The following is a 23,469-nucleotide window of genomic DNA, read 5'->3' on the forward strand; positions in this document are numbered from 1 at the left end:
CATCGATCCTCGGGCAGAGCAGATCTTCTAAACGAGGAGAAGTGTAAATCCCCACGTCAAAGTCTGATGAAACCCCTTTGGGGAAGTTCTCACACAGTCTGTCTGCGTGGGAACGCATACCGCGGCGCTCTGCGCCGCAACCCAGTCAGTAGCCTCCCTCTCCTGACGTCGCCTTCCCCCTGAACATCCGGTAGACGAAGACGAAGTACGCTCCGACAAGGCTCATCCCCGCGATCCACCAGGGGAGGCCGGTCGCGAGCGTGGAACCGTGTGCGGCAGCAGATTGGACGGTGAGCGTATCCCGGGGATCGATGGAGGAGGGGAGAAGAGCCGGATAGAGCCCGAATGCGGTGCTCGACAACATCGAGAAGATGAAGAGGGAAGAGCAGAAGAACGCCGCGCGATCCGAACCCCGGCGCAAGCAGATACGGTTCCCGGCGAGGCCAAGCAGCCCTCCGAGGGGGAAAATGATTCCCCATGGATGCAACATGTAATTATCCCAGATCCCCTGCCTGATCGAGGAGACGGCGACCAGAGCCGCGAGAGAGGTCGAGAGCATCAACCACCAGGCGGCGGAGGCGATCGAGCGGGAACGCTCACGGAGACCGCCTTCGCTCTTGATAGCCAGGAACGTCGCGCCGTGGACCGCCAGCGTGGAACAGGTGACCAACCCCATCAGGAGCGTGAACCAGTCGAGAATACCGGCGTCCGGGACGACTGTAAATGTCGTCCAGAGAGGTTCGAAGAAGTAGCCGTCCTTCCCCAGCGGGACCCCGCGCACGACGTTCCCCAGGGCGGCGCCGAGGAACAGCGCCAGAAGAAGGCTTGACACGGAGAAGACTGCGTCCCAGAACGACCTCCAGATGGGGTGATGGACCTGGTGCCGGAACTCGATCCCGAGACCCCGGAGCATCAGTAACCATAACACGATCATCAGGGGGAGATAAAATCCGCTGAAACTGGACGAGTAGAGAAGGGGAAACGCGAAAAACATCGTTCCCCCCGCCGCGATGAGCCAGACTTCGTTGCCGTCCCAGAGGGGTGCGATGGAGTTCAGGATGATCCGCCTCTCCTCCTCGCTCTTCGCGAGGATCAAGTGGAGGGATCCGGCTCCGAGATCGAACCCATCGAGCACGGCGTACATGCAAAGCATGAAGGTCAGGAGCGCAAACCAGAGGGTTTCCATCGGCACGATCCCTGTCAGTCCGCGCCCGTATGCCCGGCATGGCCGTCCGGGCCTTGATTAATGCGCTTGACGACCAGAAAGAGAAACAGGACGCCGATCACGAAATAGATCCCGAGAAATCCGAGGAGCGTGAACATCCCGTTGCCCGCAGAAACTGTCGGCGACGTTCCGTGAGCGGTTCGCAGGAGGCCGTAGACGAGCCAGGGTTGCCTGCCGAGCTCGGCGGTGAGCCATCCGGCTGTGTTCGCGATATACGGAAAGGGGAATCCGAGCATCAGAATCCAGAGGGCCCACCGGGAGGAGAACAATCGCCTTTTCCAGAGGAGCGCCGAGCAGAGGAGGAGGATGCCGATAAAGATCGTCCCAAGCCCCACCATGATATGATAGCTGTAATAGAGGAGGGGGATATTGTCGGGCCACTCCTCGCGCGGGAAGGCGTCGAGCCCCTTCACTTCGGCCGACCACCGGTAGTACGTCAAAAAGCTGAGCAGCTTCGGGATGTGGAGCGGGTTGTCGATCTTCATCTGTTGCATATCCGGCTGCCCGACGATCACAAGCTCCGCCCCCTGTTTCGTTTGAAACAACCCCTCCATCGCCGCAAGAGTCGGAGGTTGATAGAGAACGACATTCTTTCCCTGCCCGTCGCCCGTGGGGAAAAGGACGAGCAGAGCCGCCGTGAGGCCGGTGAGAACTCCCGTCCGCACAAATAGCTTTCCATACCCGGTGTCGCGCCCCGCGAGCAGATAATAGGATCCGACCGCCCCGACGACGAACGCCGCCGTCACCACCGAGCCCGCCATCGTATGCGCATACTGCCATCCGAGCCACGGGTTGGTGAGGAGCTCCGTCAGGCTCTCGAGCCGGAGATGGCCGTTCGGGAGAATGGAGTGCCCGACGGGATGCTGCATCCAGGCGTCTGTGGCGACGATGAAGAAGCCCGAGATCCACGACCCGATGAAAACGAGCAACGCGGTCGCAAAGTGCCCGGCCTGTCCCAGTCTCTTCTCGCCGAAGAGGAAAAGCCCCAGAAAGCTCGACTCCAGAAAAAACGAGAACACCCCCTCCATGGCGAGAGGCTGGCCGATGACTTCACCCGCATAGCTCGAGAATCTCGCCCAGTTCGTGCCGAACTGAAATTCCATCGGGATTCCGGTCACCACCCCCACGGCGAAGTTCACCGCGAAAATCTTCGCCCAGAATTGTGCTGCGCGGTTTGCCCGCTCGTCCTTCCTCCAGAGGGAAAGCCCCTTGAAAAGAACGATGATCAGGCTCAACCCCATCGTCAGCTGGGGAAACAGATAGTGGTAGGAGATTGTAAAGGCGAACTGGAGCCTGTCGACGATCAGAGCATCTTCCATCTTGCGCTCCCTCCTCTTGAGGTCGACAGATTGTCAGGGAATGTAATAACCGGAAACGCAGGTGAGGTCGAATCCGCCTCCGCTCACCTGAATCTGCCGTAGAGTATCGGGGAAGGGACCCCAGAGGGTCCCGGTAAAGGTCCCCTGAAGGCGCCGGGTCGTGCGGTTGTACGAGGAAAGGGTCACCGTTCCCGACCTGGGCACATAAATATCGTGAAAGGTGACGGAGTCTGAGAGCGCGAAATAGAGATAGGCCGCCTGTCCCGCTTGCTCGGCATTCGAAGGGGCGAAGGGGAAGTCGCCCGGATTCACCACGTTTGATGTTCCGTGGAGCGTCATCACGAGCCAGCGCTCGTTGAGTACTCCGCCGGCAAGATGATGGATATAGCCGGCCACCATCGCCCCGATCCTTCTCTGAAACACCATGGTGTCTCTCACGAACCCTCCGGCCCCCTGGCTGGAAGAATCGGTGGCGAATTGATCGCTCGGCTTGTACTTGCCGTTTACCGCGAATTCGCCTCCGCCTCCTTCGGCGCTGAAATTTAATGTGCCGGCACCGTAATGGCCGATGGCGCTCGTCGTGTCGGCCGGAGTCTCCGGCGGGACGTCCTTATCCGCGCATCCGGGATACAGGACTATGAAGAGAGCGAGCAAAGCAAGTATTCTCATCGCAGGAGAACCATTTTTTTCACGGCGGTGTTCGGTCCCGCCACAAGGCGGTACGTGTAGACCCCCGTGGGCAGGCTGACCGCGTCCCACACCACCTCATGGAATCCGGGCTCCATCCTCTCCTGCACAAGAGTGGCGACCTCTCTGCCGAGCAGGTCGTACACCTTGAGCGTCACAAGCCCGCCGGTTCCGCCCGATGCGGGATCCCCGGTCAAAGCCGGTATGGAAAACTCGATTCGAGTCGAAGGATTGAATGGGTTCGGCGAATTCTGAAAGAGCGAGAAGCTCGCCGGAAGCCCGCTCCCCTCCTGCAGAGGGACCGGTCTCAGCAGGACGGACGTCATGTTTGCGTTTTGGATCGTGACCAGTCCGGTATCTCCCGAGACGGTCGCGATGATCCCGCCCGATTCAGTCTCGAGCCTGTATTTCAATCGATCGGAATCGCGGAGAGACCATGTGACGGAGAGCGGAGAGCCGGTGGAATGAAGGAGGATTCTTCCGGGCCGGAATGGGAGCGCGGAGGAAGCGAAGAAATACGCATCGTGGTCGCCCTGAAATCTGGCGTCAAAGCAACCCTCCGGGGGAACCGGGGGGAGGGCGTGGTCGTCCGACACATCGGGGTTCACCCCCACCCTGAAATAGAGAGGTTGATCGTTCCCGTTCGAATCGGAAAAGGTGAGGGTGTTTAACGACTCGAAGCCTTTCGGATGGGGACTCACCCCGGAACCGGCAGTCGCGGCGCCGCTGTGCAAGATGAGATTCCCCGCCTGGGAGAGTTTTACCCAGTACCCCTGGCCGGGGGCAAGGACGCTCACCGTCCCGTAGGCGTGATAATATCCAAAAAAATGGGAGACGATCAGCCCGGGAGGATCCGTCGAAATAGCGGTCGTCACGAGGGAATCGCTTATCGTGCCGAACATATTCCATCCTGCCTGCAGGGCGAGCGTATCGTCGTGGCTCGGCGTTCCGGTCACCCAGAGAGTCTGAGGCGCCCGGAATTTGATCCAGTACGCCATGCCCGGACTCAGCGTGTCGAGCACGATATACGCGCCGGCGAACGCATAGGGCGGCGAGCTTGCCGTCGGATAGACATCCGCCGCCCGCGGGGCATCCGGCCGGAGCGGAAGAGAGAGGGTATTCCAGCCCTTTACGACGCCGCACGGAACTGCACCGGCGGCATAGTTTCCGAAGGAGCCGTCAAAGGAGGAAGAGGCGCCCGAAAGGGTGGCGCTATAGAACAGTGTCGGCGGGGCGGTCTGTGTCCACGACTGCCGGACCGTCTCGCTCAGAGTATAGGAGCCCAGCAGGAGGTTCTCGAACGTGAACGTGCCATCCGGAGACGATACGACAGAATCCGAAACCGGCCCCTGGATTCTTACTTTCCATCCTCCGAGTGTGGAATCGCCCGCGTCGTAACCGCCGTTGTTGTTCCGGTCGAAATAGACAATCCCCGTGATGGATCCGGAATGCAGGTTGAGCGTGTCGTCGATGATCGTTCCAAAGTCGCCGCAGGCCCACGTTCTCCCTGCACCGGGGGTGGAGAGGCCGAACAAGCTGTTCAGCGTCCGGCTATACTGGAGCCCCCAGTGCAAACCCGCATCGGAGGTATGGAGGATGGTCCCCTGGTCCCCGGCGATGAAAATCTCCGATGAAGTCACATGAGCGATCGAGAAGAGGGGGACATCGACCCCGCTCGGCTGCGTCTGCCAGGATGCCCCGGCATTGCTCGTGTGAAGGATGACGCCCGAGTCTCCCACGGCCCAGCCGTTATTTGGATCGGGGAAGGAACACCAGAACAGCGCGTGAATTGTGCCCGACGTCTGCGGAGTCCACGAGGTTCCGCCGTTCGTCGTCCGGAGGATGTACCCCTGCTCACCCACGGCCCAACCGTTCTGCGCGTTCGGAAACGAAACGCCGTAGAGGATATGCGGCACACCGTTAAACTGAACGCTCCATGAAGCCCCCGCATTCGTCGAGTTCAGGATCACGCCGGTCAGGCCGTTTGCCTCACCCCCGACGATCCAGCCCGCGGAGGGCGTGCCGAAGGTGATTCCGAAGAGGGAGTGCGTCACCCCGCTCGGCTCCGTCGTCCAGTTGGTTCCGTCGGACGTCCGGATGATCGTGCCGTTGTCTCCCACCGCCCAGCCATGGTCCGCGTCGATAAACTTCACTCCATAGCAGGAGACCGACGGAGCGGGAGAGACCTGTTGAGTCCAGGTCGAGCCGGCATCGGTGGTCCGAAGGATCAGCCCGGTCTGCCCGACGGCCACGCCCACGGCGGGGGTGGGGACATCGATCCAGTTCGCGCTGAGGCGGGACCCGATATCGACCGAGCTCCAGGCGGTCCCGCCGTTCGTCGATTGAATGATCTTGCCGACCTCTCCCACCGCCCAGAGAGTACCCCCGACGCGGGCGATTCCGCTGTAATCTTCGCCGTCCCCGATGACGACGGTCGACCACGACAGACCGCCGTTGATCGTCCGGAGCACCTTGCTTCCGTCGCCGACCATCCAGCCGACGAACGAGTTCTGCATGAGAATTTGATTCAGATTCTCGGCGTCTCCCGAGCTGACCGCCGGCCACGTCGCCCCCCCGTCGGTGGTCCTGTAGAGCTCGCCTCCGCTCCCCGCGATGAACCCCAGGAGGGAATCGACGAACGCAACCGTGAGATAGGAAGCGGAGATCCCGGAGCCGACCACTCTGGCGAGCCAGGTGAGGCCGCCGTCGGTCGTGTGATAGACCTTCCGGCTCGCGCCCACGGCCCAGCCCTGGGTGGAGTTGACGAAAGCGAGGGCGTTCAAAACGGTGTTTGGATTCGCGACCTGGTGCTGGACGCTCCATGTCGTTCCGCCGTCGCTCGTGTGCAGGATTACTTCGTTGTCTCCGGCGGCCCATCCGTTGAACGAGTCGCGGAAGAGAATGGCGTTAAGACCCCCCTGGATACCGCTCTCTTGTTCGATCCAGTCGTCCCCGCTGTCCGTGGTATGCAGGATGACGCCGTTATCTCCGGCAGCCCATCCTTCCTCGAGGCTGATCATCGAAATGGCAAGGATATTGTCGGTTCTTGCGAACTCCTGTTCGTACCAGCTCGCGCCGCCGTTGGTCGTGTGCACGATTGTTCCGTACTCCCCCACAGCCCAGCCGTTTGAGGCGTCGATGAACTGCACGTCGCGAAGGGAATTGCCCTGGGGAAGGGGGGACTGCCAGTTCCATTCCGCCTCGAGGGGAACTGCAGCGAGTAGGAGTATCCCTCCAAACGTCACACGGACCAGTGCCGCTGCTGTCATACGTTGGACTCTCGTACTTTAAGGCAAACGATATCGTGCGGGGGGATTTGTATTGTGTTTCCGTTAGAAGATACAATTTATTCCCGGATGTTTCAAGTTTAAAAAAGGGATATCGGGAATCATGAAACAATTTTAATGCGGAGATACGGGCCGGCCGCAATCTCAATAACAGAGCGCAAAATCGGAACTTTTTAAGCGCCTGACGGAATGATGATCCAGTCTGATCAGGGGCCCGCAGTTCTTATTTCATCAGGACCATTTTTTTCACGGCGGAGCGCGATCCCGCGGTGAGACGATAGAGGTAGATTCCGCTCGGAACACTTGAGGCGTTCCATACGGCCTCATAGACCCCGGGCTGCTTCTCCTCATCCACCAGTGTTGCGATTTCTCTCCCCAGGACATCATAGACTTTCAGTTGAACTCGTCCTGCGCTTCCCGCCCGGGCGGCCTGCTGAACTGAAGGTTGCCGGTCGTCCTGAGAGGGAACCGAGAATCTTACGCGGGTTGCAGGGTTGAACGGGTTCGGTGAATTCTGGGAAAGTGAAAATCCGATCGGAATACCGCCGTTACCCCGGTCAACGGCGGGCGTCAGCACGACAGCGGGGATTTGCCGGTTTCTCAAAATGAAAAGTCCGGTATCGGAGGAGATTGCCGCGAGGACCTCCCCCGATTCGGTCCGAAGTTCGTAGCGCATCCGGTTCTCATTCCTCCGGGACCAGTTGAAGCGAAGCGGAAGCGCATAGGAGCGAAGGCGGATCGTCCCTCTACCTGCCCGGACCTCGTCCGGGGAGAATAGGACCGCGTCGCTGTTGTCCGGAAATCTGGCGTCGAAGCAGTCGCCCGGGGGCAGGGGAGGGAGCGCGTGCTCGCCCGTCAACTTCAGATTCTCCCGGGTCGCGAAATAGAGCGTCTGGTGATTTCCGCGCGCGTCCGAGACTGTCATCCTGTTAAGGAGATTCGATCCGTCGTCCGGGAGGGCCCGAGATCCTGGGCCGGAGGCGGCGTCCCGCGGACCCGCCCGCAGCACGAGCGAACCCGTTTGCGAGAATTTTACCCAGTACCCCTGGCCGGGGACCAGGACATCGGTCGGCGCATACCCCTGGTTATACCCGAAGAAATGCGAAGCGATCAGGCCGGGCGGTTCGGTGATGACCCCCGCCGCCGAGACGGTATCGCTGACTGTACCGATCATGTTCCACCCCTGTTCGAGGCCGAGCGTGTCGTGGCGGTTGGACGTCCCGGAGAGCCAGAGAGTCTGCGGTCCGGGGAACTTTAGCCAATACGCCATTCCGGGGTTGATCGTATCCAGGAGATAATAGCTCCCCGCATAACCGAACGCGGGAGAGGTTGCAGTCGGATACACGGCCGTTTCCCGAGGGTCTTGAACCAGAAGAGGGAGAGAGAGGACGTTCCAGCCTCCGTTAACCTTGTACGGTGCCGCCCCCGCCGCAAAATTCCCGAACAGTCCGGTGAAGAAGGGCCCGTTTGCCGCGAGCGTGAAGCTGAAAGAGCCGGCAGGGGAGGTTTGCGTCCACGACTCTCTCACCGCTTCGCTCAGCGTGTATGATCCCAATGGAAGGTTTTCAAAAATAAATGTTCCATCCTGCCTCGTCAACGCCGAGTCTGGTACCGGTCCGTCGATTTTCACCTTCCATCCGCCCATCCCGGAATCCCCGGCGTTGTAGTTTCCGTCGTTATTGGCATCGAAGTAGACCATACCGTTGATGGTCCCGAGCGGCGAGTGCAACGAGTCCCGGACGACGGTCCCGTAATCTCCGCAGGCCCACACCGCACCCGTCCCGGGTGTGGCAACCCCGAACAGGCTATGGGCGGTGCGGCTGTACTCAGCCACCCAGTGAGCCCCCGCGTCGTACGTATGCAGGATCGTGCCCTCGTCGGCGGCGATGTACTCCTCGGACGAATTCACGTGCGCCATTGAATAGAGCGTAGTCGTAACTCCGCTCGCCTGGGCATGCCAGGACGATCCACCGTCGCTCGTATGCAGAATGACTCCCGAATCTCCCACCGCCCAGCCGTTTTTCGGGTCGGGGAAGGAACACCAGAAGAGTGCCGCCGCGGTCCCTGACGACTCCGTCGACCAGGTGGTTCCCCCGTTCGTCGTACGAAGTATGTATCCTTCTTCTCCCACGGCCCAACCGTTCTGAGCGTCGGGGAAGGAAACCCCATAGAGGATGCGCGGCACGCCGCTGTACTGTACGTTCCAGGAAGCCCCCGCATCGGTCGAGTGCAGAATCACGCCGGTGAAACCCGCGGCCTCGCCGCCGACGATCCATCCTGCCGAACCGGTTCCAAAGGTAACGCCGAACAGCGAATGGGGGACGCCGCTCTGCTGCGTCGCCCAGTTCACTCCGTCCGTCGTGCGGAAAATTGCTCCATTGTCGCCCACCGCCCAGCCGTGATCGGCGTCTGTGAATTTTACCCCGTAGCATGAAACCGAAGGGGACGGCGAGGTCTGTTCGGCCCAGGTGGAGCCTCCGTCGATTGTACGGAGAATCAGACCCGTTTGCCCGACGGCGACACCCACGGTCGGGGTCGGAGTATCGATCCAGTTCGCGCTCAAGCGGGACCCGGCATCGACCGAACTCCATGCAGTCCCGCCGTTGCTGGATTGGATGATCTTGCCGACCTCTCCCACCGCCCAGAGCATACCGCCCACGCGCGCGAGGCCGTTGTAATCCTCGCCGTCTCCGATCATGACCGTCGACCAGGAGAGGCCCCCGTTGATCGTGCGAAGCACTTTGCTCCCGTCGCCGACCATCCAGCCGACAAAGGAGTTCTGCATCAGGATTTGGTTGAGGTTTGAGGCGTCTCCGGAGCTTGCCGCCGGCCAGGTAAGCCCGCCGTCGGTAGTCCGGTACAATTCTCCGCCTGTCCCGGCGATGAAGCCGAGCGCCGAATCTATGAACGCGACGCTCAGGTACGAGGCGGTGACCCCTGAACCGACAGGTTTGAGAAGCCAGGTTGCCCCGCCGTCACTCGTGTGGTAGACTCTTCGACCCGCCCCAACAACCCATCCCTCGCTCGGGCTCACAAAAGCGAGAGCGTTCAGGACGCTGTTCGGATTAAAGACCTGGTGCCGGATGCTCCATGTCGCGCCTCCATCGGTGGTATGCAGGATTACCTCGTTATCGCCCGCGGCCCACCCGTTCAGGGGATCGCGGAAGAGAATGGAATTGAGCCCGCCCGAAACTCCGCTTGATTGCTCGAGCCAATCGTCGCCTCTATCAGTTGTGTGGAGGATCACACCGTTGTCGCCCGCGGCCCATCCCTCTGAGTCGGAGACCATGGAGATCGAGAGAATGTTGTCGGTCCTCGCGAACTCCTGCTCATACCAGCTCCCGCCGCCGTCCGTCGTGTGCAGGATGGTCCCGTATTCGCCGGCGGCCCATCCATGGGAGGCATCGATAAATTGCACGGACCGAAGCGAGTTACCCTGCGGACGGGGGGTCTGCCAGTTCCATTCGGCGGAAAGAGTCATTGCGGAAAATAGCATGCCTGCCATCACCGCGTTACGGATCAGAACCGTTGTCCTCATGTACGCATATTCAGAAGAATCCCGGGTATGGGTGCAGTCATGGAGGTGGAACCGATCCATACTCCACAATCTTAAAACTAATTTAGCGCTAATTCAAGCCATCCGCCGTGATTTGCGACAATCCGGGGTGCCGGAGCCATCCCTCCCGACGGGTGAGAAACCTTGATTATGTGTGGCAAAAAGAGTACTTTTTAGGCACATGCCGATACGACTCACTCATCCGGGAAACGGCCCAAGCCCGATTCTCGGGCACCTACGCCGCCTCACTCTCGCGCTCCTTTCCGTTCTCTTCCTCGCGGCAGTTTCTCCCGGTCAAACCCCCGCACCCAGGCGGATCCTGATCATCTTCGAAGGAAGCGATCTCCCCGCAAATCTGGGGAGGGGGGATGCGCGCGAGCTCGCGATGCTCCTCGGCCACTTCGACGTGAGCTATCAATTGAAGGGGATGGATTCTTACTCGGCGGGAGAACTCGACGGATTCGACCTCACGTTTTTCATCGGTTACAGCAAACACTACGATCCGCCGGACCGGTTCATGCGCGACGTCTACACGACGCACCGTCAGGTCGTCTGGATGAATACCGGGATGGACCGGTTCAACAAGCAGTTCGACCTGGAGCAGCGATTCGGGCTGAAGTTCGTCACCTTCGATACTTCGTCGAATTTCGACATCGTCCGCGCGGGGAAGCGGACCTTCACGAAGGGGGAGCCGAACCTTAACATCGTCGCCGTCGTCGGAGGGCATTCCACCGAGGTGCTCGCCACCGCCTATTCGCAATCCACGCGGCGGGAGGCGCCGTATATCGTCCGGTGCGGCAACTTTCTCTACATTGCGGACTCGCCCTTTGCCTCGGCGACGGAAACCGACCGCTATATTTATTTTGCCGACATGCTCCACGAGCTTCTCGGGGAAGACCACCCGGAGATACACCGCGCGCTCATCCGGATCGAGGATGTGGACGTCTTCGAAGACCCCGCACGCCTGCGCGACATCGCCGATCTTCTCGCATCCAAGCGTGTCCCCTTCCTTGTCGCGATCATCCCGTTCTTTGTCGATCCCGGAGCCGGAATGCGGGTCAGCCTCTCGGACAAGCCCGAGTTCGTGGACGCGATCCACTACATGGTCTCGCGGGGAGCGACCATCGTCCTGCACGGCGTCACGCACCAGTACGAAGGAGTGACGGCGGTCGATTTCGAATTCTGGGACGGGAGCATGGACCGCAAAATAAAAAATGACTCACGCGAAAACGTCGAGCGAAAGATGAAGATGGGACTCGACGAATGCTGGAAAAACGGAATCTACCCGCTCCTCTGGGAAACGCCCCACTATACCGCGTCCCAGCTCGATTACACCGTGTTCCCGGAGTATTTCAGCACCTGCATGGAACAGCGGATGGTGATCGACAACTCGGAGTACAGCATGTACTTTCCCTACATCATCGAGCACGACCTCTACGGCCAGAGGATCCTCCCTGAAAACCTGGGATACATTCCGCTCAACGACACGCAGGAGGTCGAAGAACAGGCGGTCCGGGACCTTCTGAGGGGCGCCGAGGCGCAGCTCGCGGTCCGGGATGGCTTCGCCTCGGCCTTCATTCACGCGTTCATCGATCCGAAGTACATCGAAGAGTACGTCGACGGGATCCTCGAGATGGGCTACACGTTCATGAATGTGACGAACGAGTCGAATGTTGTCCGGCTGAACGACAGGGTCATCGTCACCGGGGATGAAACGGTCAACCTCACGCTCCAGGACCAGTACGTCCGGGAGACCTGGCTCCGCGCCGACGGGAAGACCGACCACTGGGAAATATCACCGGACAGGGTCCACGGCCTGATTTCGAAAACCGTCCACGTGCCTCCCGGACAGATCTACCTCGCGGAACCGTCGGAATACCGGGAAACGGAGCCTACGTTTTTCGAGAAGCTGCAATCGAACGCGAAGGTGATGTGGAACGGGATGTTCGAACCCGAACAATCGTTCGCGGAGCCGCGCGTCGGGATTCTCTGGGATACGGCCCTGACGGGGAGCGCCCTCAACGACCAGTCGAGTTTTGCGGCCGCGTTTGGCTCGCTCGGGATCGAAGTCGACACGCTGGCGGGCGACAGCGTGGGCGACCTTGGCTCCTATAATCTTCTGATCGTCCCGTATCACGACGTTGACCGGCTTGCGAACCGCGACTACGACCGGATCGTCGATTTCGTCGAGAACGGAGGAAACGTGATCACCGACGGGAGGAACAGCCTCGCGGAGGAGCTCGGGATCAGGTTTGCGACGTCGTCCCTCAAGATCGAAAAAATGCGCGACCGGCTCTACCCGGAGGACGCGTTGATCCTCCCGGCGACCGAGATCATGACGCGTTTCGAAGTCGACCGCAACGACGAAATATTTTGCACGGATGACCGGACCGAAGCGCCCGTGGTGGTGGGGAGGGCCTACGGCAGGGGAAAATTTCTGTTCCTCGGGATGCGCTTCGACCCGAACAGCACCGGAGGGTATAGCCGGTTTCCGTATCTGCTGGAATATGTGCGCAAGTTCTTCCGGCTTCAGCCCATTCTGAGGAGGGACAACCTGGAGGTCTACTTCGACGACGGCTACCGGCATAACACCAGCATCGAAGACCTGGTCAAGCACTGGGTGGAGGCCGGCGTCCGGATCATTCACGTCGTGGGGTGGCATCAGTATCCGACCTGGACGTACAATTATGACCGGCTGATCCGGCTTTGCCACGCGAACGGGATCCTGGTCTATGCCTGGCTCGACCCTCCCCAGGTCTCCGAGAAGTTCTGGACGGAACACCCCGAGTGGCAGGAGCTCAACTATAAAGGCGAGGCGATCCGGCCCTCCTGGCGGTACCCGGTGGCGCTCACGAGCCCCGCGTGCCTGGCCGCCGTGAAAGGGATCTTCAAGGATTTCCTCGAGAAGTACGATTGGGACGGGGTGAATCTGGCCGAGCTTTACTTTGAGTCGGGGAACGGCCCCAGGGACCCGCGGCTCCTCACGCCGATGCACGCCTCAGCCCGGGAAGAATTCCGCCGGCTCGCGGGGTTCGATCCGGCGCTCCTGCTGGAACCCCTCTCCCCCTATTATTGGAAAAAAAATCCGGGCGCCTGGAAACTCTTCGAGAATTACCGGGTCGACGCCCTGGTCCGGTTTCATGAGGAGTTTTTGAAGACGATCCGCGAAGTCCAGGTGGACAAGCCGGATCTCGACGTCGTCGTGACGGCGATGGACAATCTCGGAAACCCGGAGCTTCGCACGAATCACGGCGTCGACGTGAGGCGGGTGGTCGCGTTGCAGCGCGGCTACAGGTTCACCCTCCAGGTGGAGGATCCTCAGACGGAATGGTCCAAAGATCCGAGGCGCTATACGCAAATGGCGGAGAGATACCGGACGGTCCTGGCGCCGGGCGCCGGGCTGATGCTGGACCTCAACATCCTCCAGTACCGCGATGAGAAAAAACCGACACCCCTCTTTCCCACGCTGGTTCAGACCGGCATCGAGAGCTACGAAATGGTCCATTCGGCCGCCCTCGGCGCGGACCGGGTGTCGATTTACTCCGAATCGAGCGTCAGGCCGCAGGACCTGCGCATGATGAGCTTTGCGTCTTCCGCGCGCGCGTCGCTTCGCCGCGATCCGGGCGGCGGGTGGAAGCTCGACACCCCGTTTCCGGTCGTGATGCAGCTTCCTCGCGATTATTCGGCCCTCCGGTCGACCGACGGCGACCGGATCGTTTCGGACAGGGGGATGTTTTTCATACCGGCCGGAAGCTATACGCTTGTCGGCGAAACTCACTCGGGAGATCCCTTTTCCACCGCCCCAACGGGCGGGCGGATGCTTTCCATCTCCGGGGAATTGATCCGCCTCGAGAACTCCAACCGGAGCGTTTCGTTCTCATATAACAGCGATTCCCGCTGCGCGGTCTCCTTCAGCCATAGACCCTTCGCCATGTTCCTCGACGGAAAGGAGATCGAGGCGAACCCCCTCTCCGGCTACAGGCGGTTCAGCGTACTGCTCCCGGGGGGGACGCATACGGTGATCGCCGTGCTTGAGACCACCGTGTCGTACGGGGTCGACATCACAAGCTTCTGGTCTTCCTGGCTGATTGTGGCGTTCGGCATGACGTCCGGAGCCGCTCTTCTCACGTTCTACACCGTCGTCAGGGTCTCCAGGCCGCCGGAACCAAGGGCGTAGATGGCGGAACATTCCCTTCTCGAACTCGACCTGAGCATCCTGTTCCTGCTTTCGGTCATCCTCATCTGGTTCATGATCGCCTACCAGCTTGTGCTCACGCTGGCGGGATTCTTCCATTACCGCCAATCGCTGCGCGAGCAAAGGGCGATCGACGCCCGCCGCTTCGATTTTCCCAGGGTGTCGGTCCTGATTCCGGCGCACAACGAGGAGAAGGTGATCGCCCGGACTCTGGATGCAATGTTACGGCTCGAATACCCTTCGGATCGCCTCGACATCCTCGTGATCAACGACGGATCCTCCGATGCGACCCGGGAAATCGTAAACCGGTACGCGGAGCGCGACGCGCGGGTGAGGTGCTACGACATCCCCCCGGGGGAAGGCGGGAAGGGAAAATCGCGTGCCCTGAATCTCGGACTGAGCCGGACGGACGCGGAGTATATCGCGATTTACGACGCGGACAACACCCCGCACCCCTCCGCGCTCAAGTACCTGATGGCGCAGCTCCTGCTCGACGACCGGCTGGGCGCCGTGCTGGGCAAGTTCAGAACCGTGAACAAGTCGAGAAATCTTCTCACCCGGTTCATCAACATCGAGACGCTGAGTTTCCAGTCGATGCTCCAGGCGGGCCGGTGGAAGCTCTTCAAGGTGGCGACGCTTCCCGGGACGAATTTTGTGATCCGGAGGAGCCTCCTCTCAAAACTCCGGGGGTGGGACGAGGAGGCGATGACGGAGGACTCCGAGATCAGCATCCGCGTCTATAAGGAAGGATTCAGAATCAAATACATCCCTTACTCGATCACCTACGAGCAGGAACCGGAAACATGGTCCGCCTGGATCAAGCAGCGGACCCGCTGGGTGCGGGGGAATAATTACGTCGCTTCAAAATTTCTCAAGGAAGTCCCGGCATTCAAAAACAAGTTTCTGGCGTTCGAGCTGCTCTATCTCCTTTCGCTCTACTACGTGTTCCTGGTCGCGATCGTGAGCTCGGACGTCCTCTTCCTGCTCGGGCTTTCAAACGTCGTGATGATCAGCCTTCCCGGGCCGTACACGGCGGTCTGGGTGGTCGCCATCGTTCTCTTTATTCTGGAAATCCTCCTCGCGCTCTCCTACGATCGCGAGGACACGGCGAAGAACATTCTTCTCACCTTTCTGATGTATTTCACCTACTGCCAGTTCTGGATCTACATCGTCGGGAAGGCCCTCTACCTCGACCTGGTCAAACGGGAGAAACGGACGTGGGCGAAGACCGTTCGCTTCGATCTCGCGCCCGAACCGCCGCCGGCGGCCTCCGCAAAATCCGCTCTCCCGCCGGCTCTCACCGGTTCCCACGAGGAGTGACGGGGCGCCATGAATGATTCCCGCCGGAGGTTGAAATCTCTCCTCGCGCCGGCTCTCATCGGTGCCGGGTATTTCCTGTTCTCCCTCGCAACCCTCTCCCGGCAGTACACCTTCGACGCGATCAGCTACCTGCTCGACGTTGAGCGGACGGATTTGAGCCTGCCCCTCCGGGCGGAACGGATCGCGTACAATTTCTTTCATTCCCAGCATCTCCTCTTCAGTTTCTTCGTCTATCTCTTCTACCACGCATGGACGCTTGCAGGCTATGCGGGTTCCGCGCTCCTTCCGGCGCAGATCCTGAATCTTCTCGAGGGCTCCGTCGGGCTCGCCCTTGTGTTCGCGATCCTTCGCGATATCACGGGCGACGTGACCCTCTCGGTGCTCTTCAGTTGCCTCCTTGGCTGTTCCTTCGCGTTCTGGGACAATACCGCCATGGTCTCCGACCACATGGCAAGCTGCCTGATGGCGCTCCTCTTGTTCCAGGCGCTGAGGAAGACTCCGATCGAAGGGGCCTCCCCGGCGAGAATCGGGTTTCTCGGATTCCTCAACGGCCTCGCGTTTCTCATGCACCAGGTGAACGGCCTTCTCGGAGTCATGTTTCTTGCCGCCCTCTGGAGCGGGGGGTTTCGTTTGAAGTCCCTCGGCATCTATCTCCTTGCCGCCCTGCTCACGGCAGGCGTGCCGTATCTTCTTGTCGGAGCTCTCCTTCTCGGGAACAGCTCGCCGCACGATTTCCTCTTCTGGAGTTTCTATTATGCGATGCCCGGCGTGATCGACGTCGCCGGCCATTACGGGACCGTGGGCGCAGGGAAGATTGTGGAACTCTTTTCCGGATTCGGGGCTTCCGTCGTCGGCGGCTTCTACTGGATGAACAGGGTCTTCGAGGTCCGCCCGCTCCAGAGGTACGGCGTCCCGCTCCTGGGTGGGCTGGGGGCGCTGCTCTTCGTCTTCATCGTGGTGAGATCGCGCCTGGGCAGGGGGGATCGGAAGGCGGGCCCGGATCACCGGAAGTCTCTCCAACTCGCCGCTTCATGGTTCGTTGCCTACGCCTTGCTTCTCTACTGGTGGTGGCCTTCCTACTACCAGCTCTGGGCGGTGCCGCTCTCCGCATTCGTCCTCTTCGCGGGGACCTGGCTCCATGTGAACGTCGGCGCGCCTCTGATCAGGCGGCGGGCGCTCGGAACCGCCCTCGCGGGGGTGGTGCTTCTCGTGGCGTCAGCCAATGCGCTCTCCGCCTTTTACCCGTCGCACCAGATCGGGAACAACGACTACTACATGACGACCCGGGAGATCGGCAGGCGTTCGAGCCCGGGGGACCTTGTCGTCGTGCCGGGAGACGATGAATACGAAATCTACATCCCTTTTTTCGCGCGGCGGAGCGCCGTTTCGTTGCACGCCTCGCTCGTGGAGCATCTCAACGCCCTCGACGAATCGTTCGAAGAGCTTGAGACCGCGATGAACGGAGCATGGGAGGGAGGCCACCGCGTGTTCATCGTCTCCGAGCTGCGGGACTCGGCGGTTGCATATAGAGACCTGTACGATTTACACCACCTTTCGAGCGAGGCGGTCTCGCGGAAGTTCCGGCGGTACGCCGTGCTCGACACCGTGACCGCCGGTACGCTCACGTTGTACAAGCTCCGGAATCCGGAGGAGGGAGAATGAACGCGCGACGCCTCTTCCTGTCCGTTGTCGTACCGATTTTCAACGAGCAGGAAGTGTTGCCCGAGCTGCAACGGCGCCTCTGCGCCGCACTCGAGGGAATGGGGGAGGATTTTGAAATCATCTATGTCGATGACGGAAGCGCCGACAACTCGTTTCCCTACCTTGCCGCCCTGCACGGATCGGATCCGCGCGTGCGCGTGATCAGTTTCTCGAGGAATTTCGGGCACCAGACGGCGATCTCCGCGGGAATCGAGTACGCCCGGGGCGACGGAGTGATCGTCATGGACGGAGACCTCCAGGATCCGCCGGAGGTTCTTCCCTCCCTGGTGGAAAAATGGAAGGAGGGTTTTCAGGTCGTCTACGGCGTGAGGACCCGGCGCAAGGAGAATGTGTTCAAACGGGGAGCCTATTCGCTTTTTTACAAGTTGCTCCACAAAATTTCCTACCTGGATATCCCGATCGATTCAGGCGACTTCGCGATCATGGACCGGTCGGTCGTGCAGATCCTCAAGATGATGCCCGAACGGAACCGGTTCGTCCGGGGCCTGCGCACCTGGATCGGATTCCGCCAGCTCGGCATACCCTACGAGAGGGAAGCGCGGGCGGCGGGAACGCCGAAATACACGTTCGCCAAGCTCCTCAGGCTCGCCTACGACGGGCTGGTCACCTTCTCGTACCATCCCCTGAAACTATCGACGAAGCTCGGGTTCCTCTTTTCGTTTCTCGCCATGGCCGGCGCGGTTTTCATCATTTTTCTGAAGGTGACGCGCGGGTTCATCCCGCAGGGGTGGGCGTCGACCATCGTCGTGCTTCTCTTCGTCAGCGCCCTCCAGTTTTTCATACTCGGAATCTTCGGGGAATATCTTGGAAGGGTGTTCGAGGAGGTGAAAGGGAGGCCGAAGTTTGTGGTGAGGGGAATGTTGGGTTTCGAGGAGCCGCCCCCGCCTCATTGACCGGCCCCGGGAGGTTGTCTGTAGAGTGTGACGATCATCCCCATATGCGCCTCTCCGGGAAAGCGGCGCTCGGCCCCCTTCGAGAAATGTCCGTCCATATACGTCCGGATCCCGTTCGGAACGTCGAGAGAAACATACACGAAGGCGGCGGCGGTATCGACCAGTTCCCCGAGGGGGTTGTCGAGGTAGGCCTCGTCGACCTGCCGGGCCGCTCCGTGATAATAGTAATTCAGAAGAGGGGCGAACGACCGGGGACGGATCAGGATCCCGGCCCCCGATCGGGCCAGGCTGTCGGCATAGACCGCCACGTCACGGACGTTCGATTTGGACCAGGAGTAATACCGGTACGATCCCATCGCGCCCGCCGCGAGCAGGAGAGCGGGAAGAAGGAGGACCCGGCCCCGGAAGATCCGGCTCGTCGAGAGTGCTCCGATCGCGACGCAAAAAAGCGGGAAGGCGATCACGGTATACCGGTACCAAAGGAATACTTCCGGTTTCACGTAGGAGATAAGATAGGGGATGAGCAGCGTGCCTCCCAGGCACGCCAGCATCACCCGCAGGTTGGTGCTTTCCGGGTTGCGAAACCACGAGACGGCCGCCGCGGCGACGAATGCGATCGCGGACGCGACGCCGGCGGTCCTCTCGACCGGCCCTCCGTCGAAGACGGAGGATGCCATCCTGAAATAGGTCCCCGAGTAGGCGCCCGCGAGCCAGAGGGGCTCCCTCCAGCCCGGCGATTCGACCCAAAACCATTCCGACGGTGAGCCGCCGCCGGACTGGTGCATGAGGGTCGGGACTTCGGGTAGATACAGAATCACGATGGCGATCCAGCTCAGGAGGAGCCCCTTGCTGGCCGCATAGAGGGAGCCCCGCTGCAGCCCCGCGTAGACCACATGCGAAGCCAGGACGAAGATCCCCCAGTGATGCGTATAAAGAAGCGCGAGAGAGCTGACCGCGTAGATGAGCCCTGAACCGGTATTGCGGGCGGTCAGGAGCTTCGGAAATGAGCAACAACTGGTCAGGGCGAGGCAGGCTGCCAGCGCGTAGGGCCGTCCTTCCTGCGAGTATGCGAGATGGAAGGGGGCCACCAGGCAAAGCGCTCCGGAGACGAGGCCTGCCGCCATACCGAACATCCCTGAGCACCACCAGAAGACAAGGCCGACTGTCAACGAACCGGCGGCGGCGGAGATCAGCCGCAACGCCCATGCGGACGGTCCGAATGCCGAAAGCGCAAAGTGGAGGAGGTAGAAAAAGAGAGGGGGATGATGATACTGCGCGGCCAGCGACGATTGTATCGCGGAAACGGGGGCCGTCGCGACCTCGAGCGAAAACATCTCGTCATTCCAGAGGGGCTGGTTCTCGAGGTGAAAAAACCGGAGCCCGGCTCCCGCCGCGACGAACGCGCATGCGATCAGGACGCGTCGCGACGCATCTCCCCCCATCAAAACTCGAATGAAATTCCGAGAAGGATCACGCTCTTGTCGAACGCATAGTAGGGCGCGTTGGAATCGTTCCGCACGTGGTGAAACTCTGCTTCGGGAGTCAGAACCTTCCCTGGTCCGAGGGAAATGGGGAGCGCGAGCGTGAGGTCGGTCTCATAGCGGCGGTCGTCCCGGTGGCTCGCGAGCGTGAGAGAATCCGCGAGGTCCATGGCGGGAGCTCCATAGCGCTTGCGCTGGTAGAGCTGCCTGGCGCTTAACCTGAGGCCGAGGGGAAGCCGCTGATTGAGCTGAAGCGAAAAGCCGTCCGCGGTGTACGCGAAGTGGTCGTCGAAGATTTCATCGTCGCCCGCGAAGAGCCCGGTTGCGCCCCGATCGCCCGGGGCTCCGCCCAATTGCGCCGGAAGAATGCGAGCCGCCGCCGAGGGCGCCCCATACCGGATGTAGCCGGCCGTCACCTCGGAGCCGCTGTCGATGGTCTGCTTCCAGGTCGCCGAGAGGGTAAACTGGTCCACCGAGGGAGTGGTGAAGACGAAGGTGCTTTCACGCACGCCGCCGTTTCCAAGCCCGAACCCCTTGCCGTGACCGGAGGAATTCCTGAAGCGGACGGTGTCGGTGAAGGTGGAAGACCCCGTGTAATTCTTGAACGCGTACGCGGGCGTCACGGCGATCCACGATCCCTTGAGGAGATCGGATCCGATCGTCAATCCGGCGATATGCTGCATGTTCGATATTGCGGAGACGTTCGGATAGACGTGAACCGAGAATACGTAGGACGGTCTGAGGCTGAACCGGGGCCCAACCGGCTGCCGGACCGACGCCAGCGCATCGACAGTCCAGTTGTCATGGACGATCGGGTTTCCGAAGGGGGTCGGAATGTCCCTGTCAAATTGGGAGCCCCCCATCACGTTGAAGAAGAGGTACCGGTCGGAGCTATCGGAGTGGACGGTCGGGCCCCCTCCGGGCGCCCTGGCGCCCGAGAGGAGCCGTAGAGAGTCTGTCGGCTCATCCGAGGAATCCGCCTCGGATTCTTCCTCTTCATCAGCGTTCTCGATATGATAGAGGGCGCTGAAGGAAAGGAGGTGGACATGATAGTTCCTTGCGGGGAGATCCCGGAAGAACTGGCCGGCGCCTTCATAGGAGGCGGTCAGCGACGCCTGATCGAAGTCCCAGTCCTGCGTCACCTGGAGCTGGGCCTGCGTGATCTGATCGGAAGTCGGGAGATAGATATCAAAAATGTTCTCGTCGTAGAGGCTCGAGGTCCCGACGGTGAAGGTCTGCCCCTGCGAGGAGAGAGGGAGCAGGACGGCGAAGACAAGAGGGGTGAGCAGGAGCCGGTGGACACGGGCCGCCATCTGTTTCAGAATTTAATGTTGTGGGGAATCAAATCGTTTCTTTTGCCGTTCCGCTCTGAATCGATGATACTCAATTCGGCGGAAAAAGGCAACAGTCTCCCAAGTACGTCTCGTTCCGCCGCTCTGCGGCGGAATGCATATTGGGACGCTCTGCGTCCCCTCATGGTTGCGGCGCAGAGCGCCGCGGTCTGCGTTCCCACGCAGAGCGTGGGAACGAGTCGGGAAGGTTCAACCTGCTCACGATTTGATTTCTATCCTAATTATTCTAAATTCATACTCTCCGTATCGGACGAAAGACCCGGTTTCTCCGGAATTATTCCATTAACCTTGAAGGACGAGAGTTGAACAAAGCAAGGAATGAGAGCGCTGCGCTCATCACGCGGCTCCACGCGCTCTCGCATAATCTCTGGTGGAGTTGGAATCCGCGTGCGCAGCAGATCTTCGAAGAACTCTCACCGCTTATCTGGGAATCGAGCAATCACAATCCTGTCGCTGTCCTGGCGCAGTTCTCCGACTCCGAGCTTTCCGCCCATCTCGGCGATCCCGATTTTCTGCGGCGCCTGACTCCGGTCCTGGGCAGTTTCGAGGAGTACATGAAGAAAAGCCCCCGCTGGGAGGGAGCGCCCCACCTTCCAAAAGGTCAACCCGCAATCGCCTATTTCTGCGCGGAATTCGGCATTCATGAGTGCCTTCCGTTCTATTCGGGGGGCCTCGGCGTGCTCGCCGGAGACCACGTCAAATCCTCCAGCGACCTCGGGCTTCCTCTGATCGGAGTAGGCCTGTTTTACCGACAAGGATATTTTCAGCAGCATATCGATCCGGGGGGGAACCAGCAGGAAAGCTATCCGACGACGGACCCCGCCGTGATCCCGGTGGAACTTGTCAGGGGAGAGGACGGCGAGCGTCTTCTTTCGAGCGTCACGATCGGGGCGAGCATCGTCCACTTCCAGGCCTGGAGTATCAGCGTGGGGAGATGCCTCGTCTATCTTCTCGACACGGATGTGCCCGAAAACCCCGAGCATTTCCGCGGTCTGACCGCGCTCGCGTACGGCGGCGACATGAACACGAGAATCCGGCAGGAAATCCTCCTCGGAATCGGAGGAGTCCGGCTCGTGCGGGTGCTCGGGCTTAAGCCTTCGATTTTTCACATGAACGAAGGGCATGCGGCGTTCCTCACACTGGAGCTCCTGCGGGAGGAACTCTCGAAGGGGAAGAGCAAGGAAAAAGCCGAGCTTGCGGTGAAGGATTTATGCATCTTCACGACCCATACGCCGGTGCCCGCGGGGCATGACCGATTTCCGGCGGACCTCGTCGAATTCACTCTCCGGCCCTACCTCGAAGGCATGAACATGACCGTGGCGGATCTCATGGAATACGGGAATGTGCCGAAGGCGGAGCATAAAAACGAGTTCACGATGACGATCCTCGGGCTGAGGCTTTCCCGGGCAGCGAACGCGGTGAGCAGGAAGCACACTGAGATCTCCCGGATCATGTGGAAGGACCTGACCCCGGGGAAGGATCCTTCGAAGGTGCCCATCGGATCGGTCACCAACGGCGTTCACGTCACCAGCTGGGCGGGCAAGACCTGCTGGGAATTCTGGGACAGGCACAACTCGCACAGATGGAAGGAGCATTTCAGCGACCCGAAATTCTGGCACCATGTGACGGATCCTGAGGTTGTCTCCGACGAGGAGCTATGGGCGCTCCGGTATTCGTTGCGCCGCGAGCTGATCGAATTCGTCCGGACGAGGGCCCGCCAGCAGCATGCGTTCGGCGGGGCGAGCGGGGAGGAAGCCGTCTACCGTCTCCTCTCTTTCGATGCGCTCACCCTCGGCTACGCGCGGCGTTTCGCGCCCTACAAGCGCGCGCCGTTGATTTTTTCGGACCTGTCGCGGTCCCTGCAGCTCTTCAACGACCTTAAACGCCCCGTGCAGATTATTTATGCGGGGAAGGCGCATCCCCGCGACGGGGAGGGGAAGGAGTTCCTCAGGAGAATCATCGAGGTCACGCGCGGCAATTCATTCTTCGGGAAGGTCATCTTCCTGGAGAATTACGACATGAACGTCGCCCGGCGCCTCGTCTCCGGATGCGACGTATGGCTGAACACGCCGCGCCGGCCGCTGGAGGCGAGCGGCACAAGCGGCCAGAAGATAGCGATCAACGGCGGGCTTCATCTGAGCATTCTCGACGGGTGGTGGGCTGAGGCGTACAACGGAAGGAACGGGTGGGCGATCGGCGGCTCGGCGGACGACCATGCCCCTCCGGAGGAGGTCGACCGGCGCGACGCCGAGTCGCTCTACGAGACCCTGACCAACGATGTCATTCCGCTTTTTTATGACCGCGACCGGAGTGGGATTCCGAGGAAGTGGATCGCCCGCATTCGAAACACGATGCGCTCGATCATACCGAAGTACAACACGGACCGGATGGTGGGGGAATACGCCGAAAGGATGTACTTCCCGCACCGGTAA

The 23,469-nt window shown here is 60.5% G+C and carries 12 protein-coding genes; 5 read left to right on the top strand and 7 right to left on the bottom strand.

All coding sequences use genetic code 11. The annotated features are described in order from the left end of the window. Window positions 1–145: 145 nt before the first annotated feature. The 5 genes from cydB to VI215_00680 form a co-directional block, all read right to left on the bottom strand. Window positions 146–1,186: a cytochrome d ubiquinol oxidase subunit II gene (gene cydB / locus VI215_00660; GenBank protein ID HEY6190816.1), complete on the bottom strand. Its 1,041-nt coding sequence runs from the start codon at window positions 1,184–1,186 to the stop codon at window positions 146–148. A gap of 14 nt (window positions 1,187–1,200) precedes the next feature. Continuing rightward, entirely contained in the window at window positions 1,201–2,544 is a 1,344-nt protein-coding gene (locus VI215_00665) for a cytochrome ubiquinol oxidase subunit I (GenBank protein HEY6190817.1), read from the bottom strand. A gap of 33 nt (window positions 2,545–2,577) precedes the next feature. Beyond that, window positions 2,578–3,213 (bottom strand): hypothetical protein, encoded by a 636-nt coding sequence (locus tag VI215_00670; GenBank protein ID HEY6190818.1) that lies wholly within the window; start codon window positions 3,211–3,213, stop codon window positions 2,578–2,580. After that, on the bottom strand, window positions 3,210–6,500 hold the full coding sequence (locus tag VI215_00675) for a YCF48-related protein (protein HEY6190819.1): 3,291 nt from the start codon (window positions 6,498–6,500) through the stop codon (window positions 3,210–3,212). Before VI215_00675 ends, VI215_00670 begins: the two co-directional genes overlap by 4 nt. Window positions 6,501–6,741: 241 nt before the next feature. After that, a complete protein-coding gene (locus VI215_00680; GenBank protein HEY6190820.1) occupies window positions 6,742–10,014 on the bottom strand; it encodes a YCF48-related protein in 3,273 nt (1,090 codons plus the stop codon). A gap of 241 nt (window positions 10,015–10,255) precedes the next feature. Here VI215_00680 and VI215_00685 point away from each other — a divergent pair, with 241 nt between their 5' ends. Genes VI215_00685 through VI215_00700 form a run of 4 tightly spaced genes read left to right on the top strand, consistent with a single transcriptional unit; the run spans window position 10,256 to window position 18,204 of the window. Continuing rightward, window positions 10,256–14,251 (top strand): DUF2334 domain-containing protein, encoded by a 3,996-nt coding sequence (locus VI215_00685; protein HEY6190821.1) that lies wholly within the window; start codon window positions 10,256–10,258, stop codon window positions 14,249–14,251. Beyond that, window positions 14,252–15,589: a glycosyltransferase gene (locus VI215_00690; GenBank protein HEY6190822.1), complete on the top strand. Its 1,338-nt coding sequence runs from the start codon at window positions 14,252–14,254 to the stop codon at window positions 15,587–15,589. It begins immediately after the preceding gene. A 9-nt stretch (window positions 15,590–15,598) separates the two neighbouring features. Beyond that, entirely contained in the window at window positions 15,599–17,251 is a 1,653-nt protein-coding gene (locus VI215_00695; GenBank protein HEY6190823.1) for a hypothetical protein, read from the top strand. Beyond that, on the top strand, window positions 17,248–18,204 hold the full coding sequence (locus VI215_00700; GenBank protein ID HEY6190824.1) for a glycosyltransferase family 2 protein: 957 nt from the start codon (window positions 17,248–17,250) through the stop codon (window positions 18,202–18,204). Before VI215_00695 ends, VI215_00700 begins: the two co-directional genes overlap by 4 nt. Here VI215_00700 and VI215_00705 read toward each other — a convergent pair. Beyond that, window positions 18,198–19,646: a glycosyltransferase family 39 protein gene (locus VI215_00705; GenBank protein ID HEY6190825.1), complete on the bottom strand. Its 1,449-nt coding sequence runs from the start codon at window positions 19,644–19,646 to the stop codon at window positions 18,198–18,200. The two genes, VI215_00700 and VI215_00705, sit on opposite strands and share 7 nt — an antisense overlap. Beyond that, window positions 19,646–20,998 (bottom strand): hypothetical protein, encoded by a 1,353-nt coding sequence (locus tag VI215_00710; protein HEY6190826.1) that lies wholly within the window; start codon window positions 20,996–20,998, stop codon window positions 19,646–19,648. The genes VI215_00705 and VI215_00710 overlap by 1 nt, the downstream gene beginning before the upstream one ends. Before the next feature lie 341 nt (window positions 20,999–21,339). Here VI215_00710 and glgP point away from each other — a divergent pair, with 341 nt between their 5' ends. Then, a complete protein-coding gene (gene glgP, locus VI215_00715; protein HEY6190827.1) occupies window positions 21,340–23,469 on the top strand; it encodes an alpha-glucan family phosphorylase in 2,130 nt (709 codons plus the stop codon).

It is taken from the genome of Bacteroidota bacterium, assembly GCA_036522515.1.
GTDB lineage: Bacteria > Bacteroidota > Ignavibacteria > UBA10030 > SZUA-254 > VBOC01.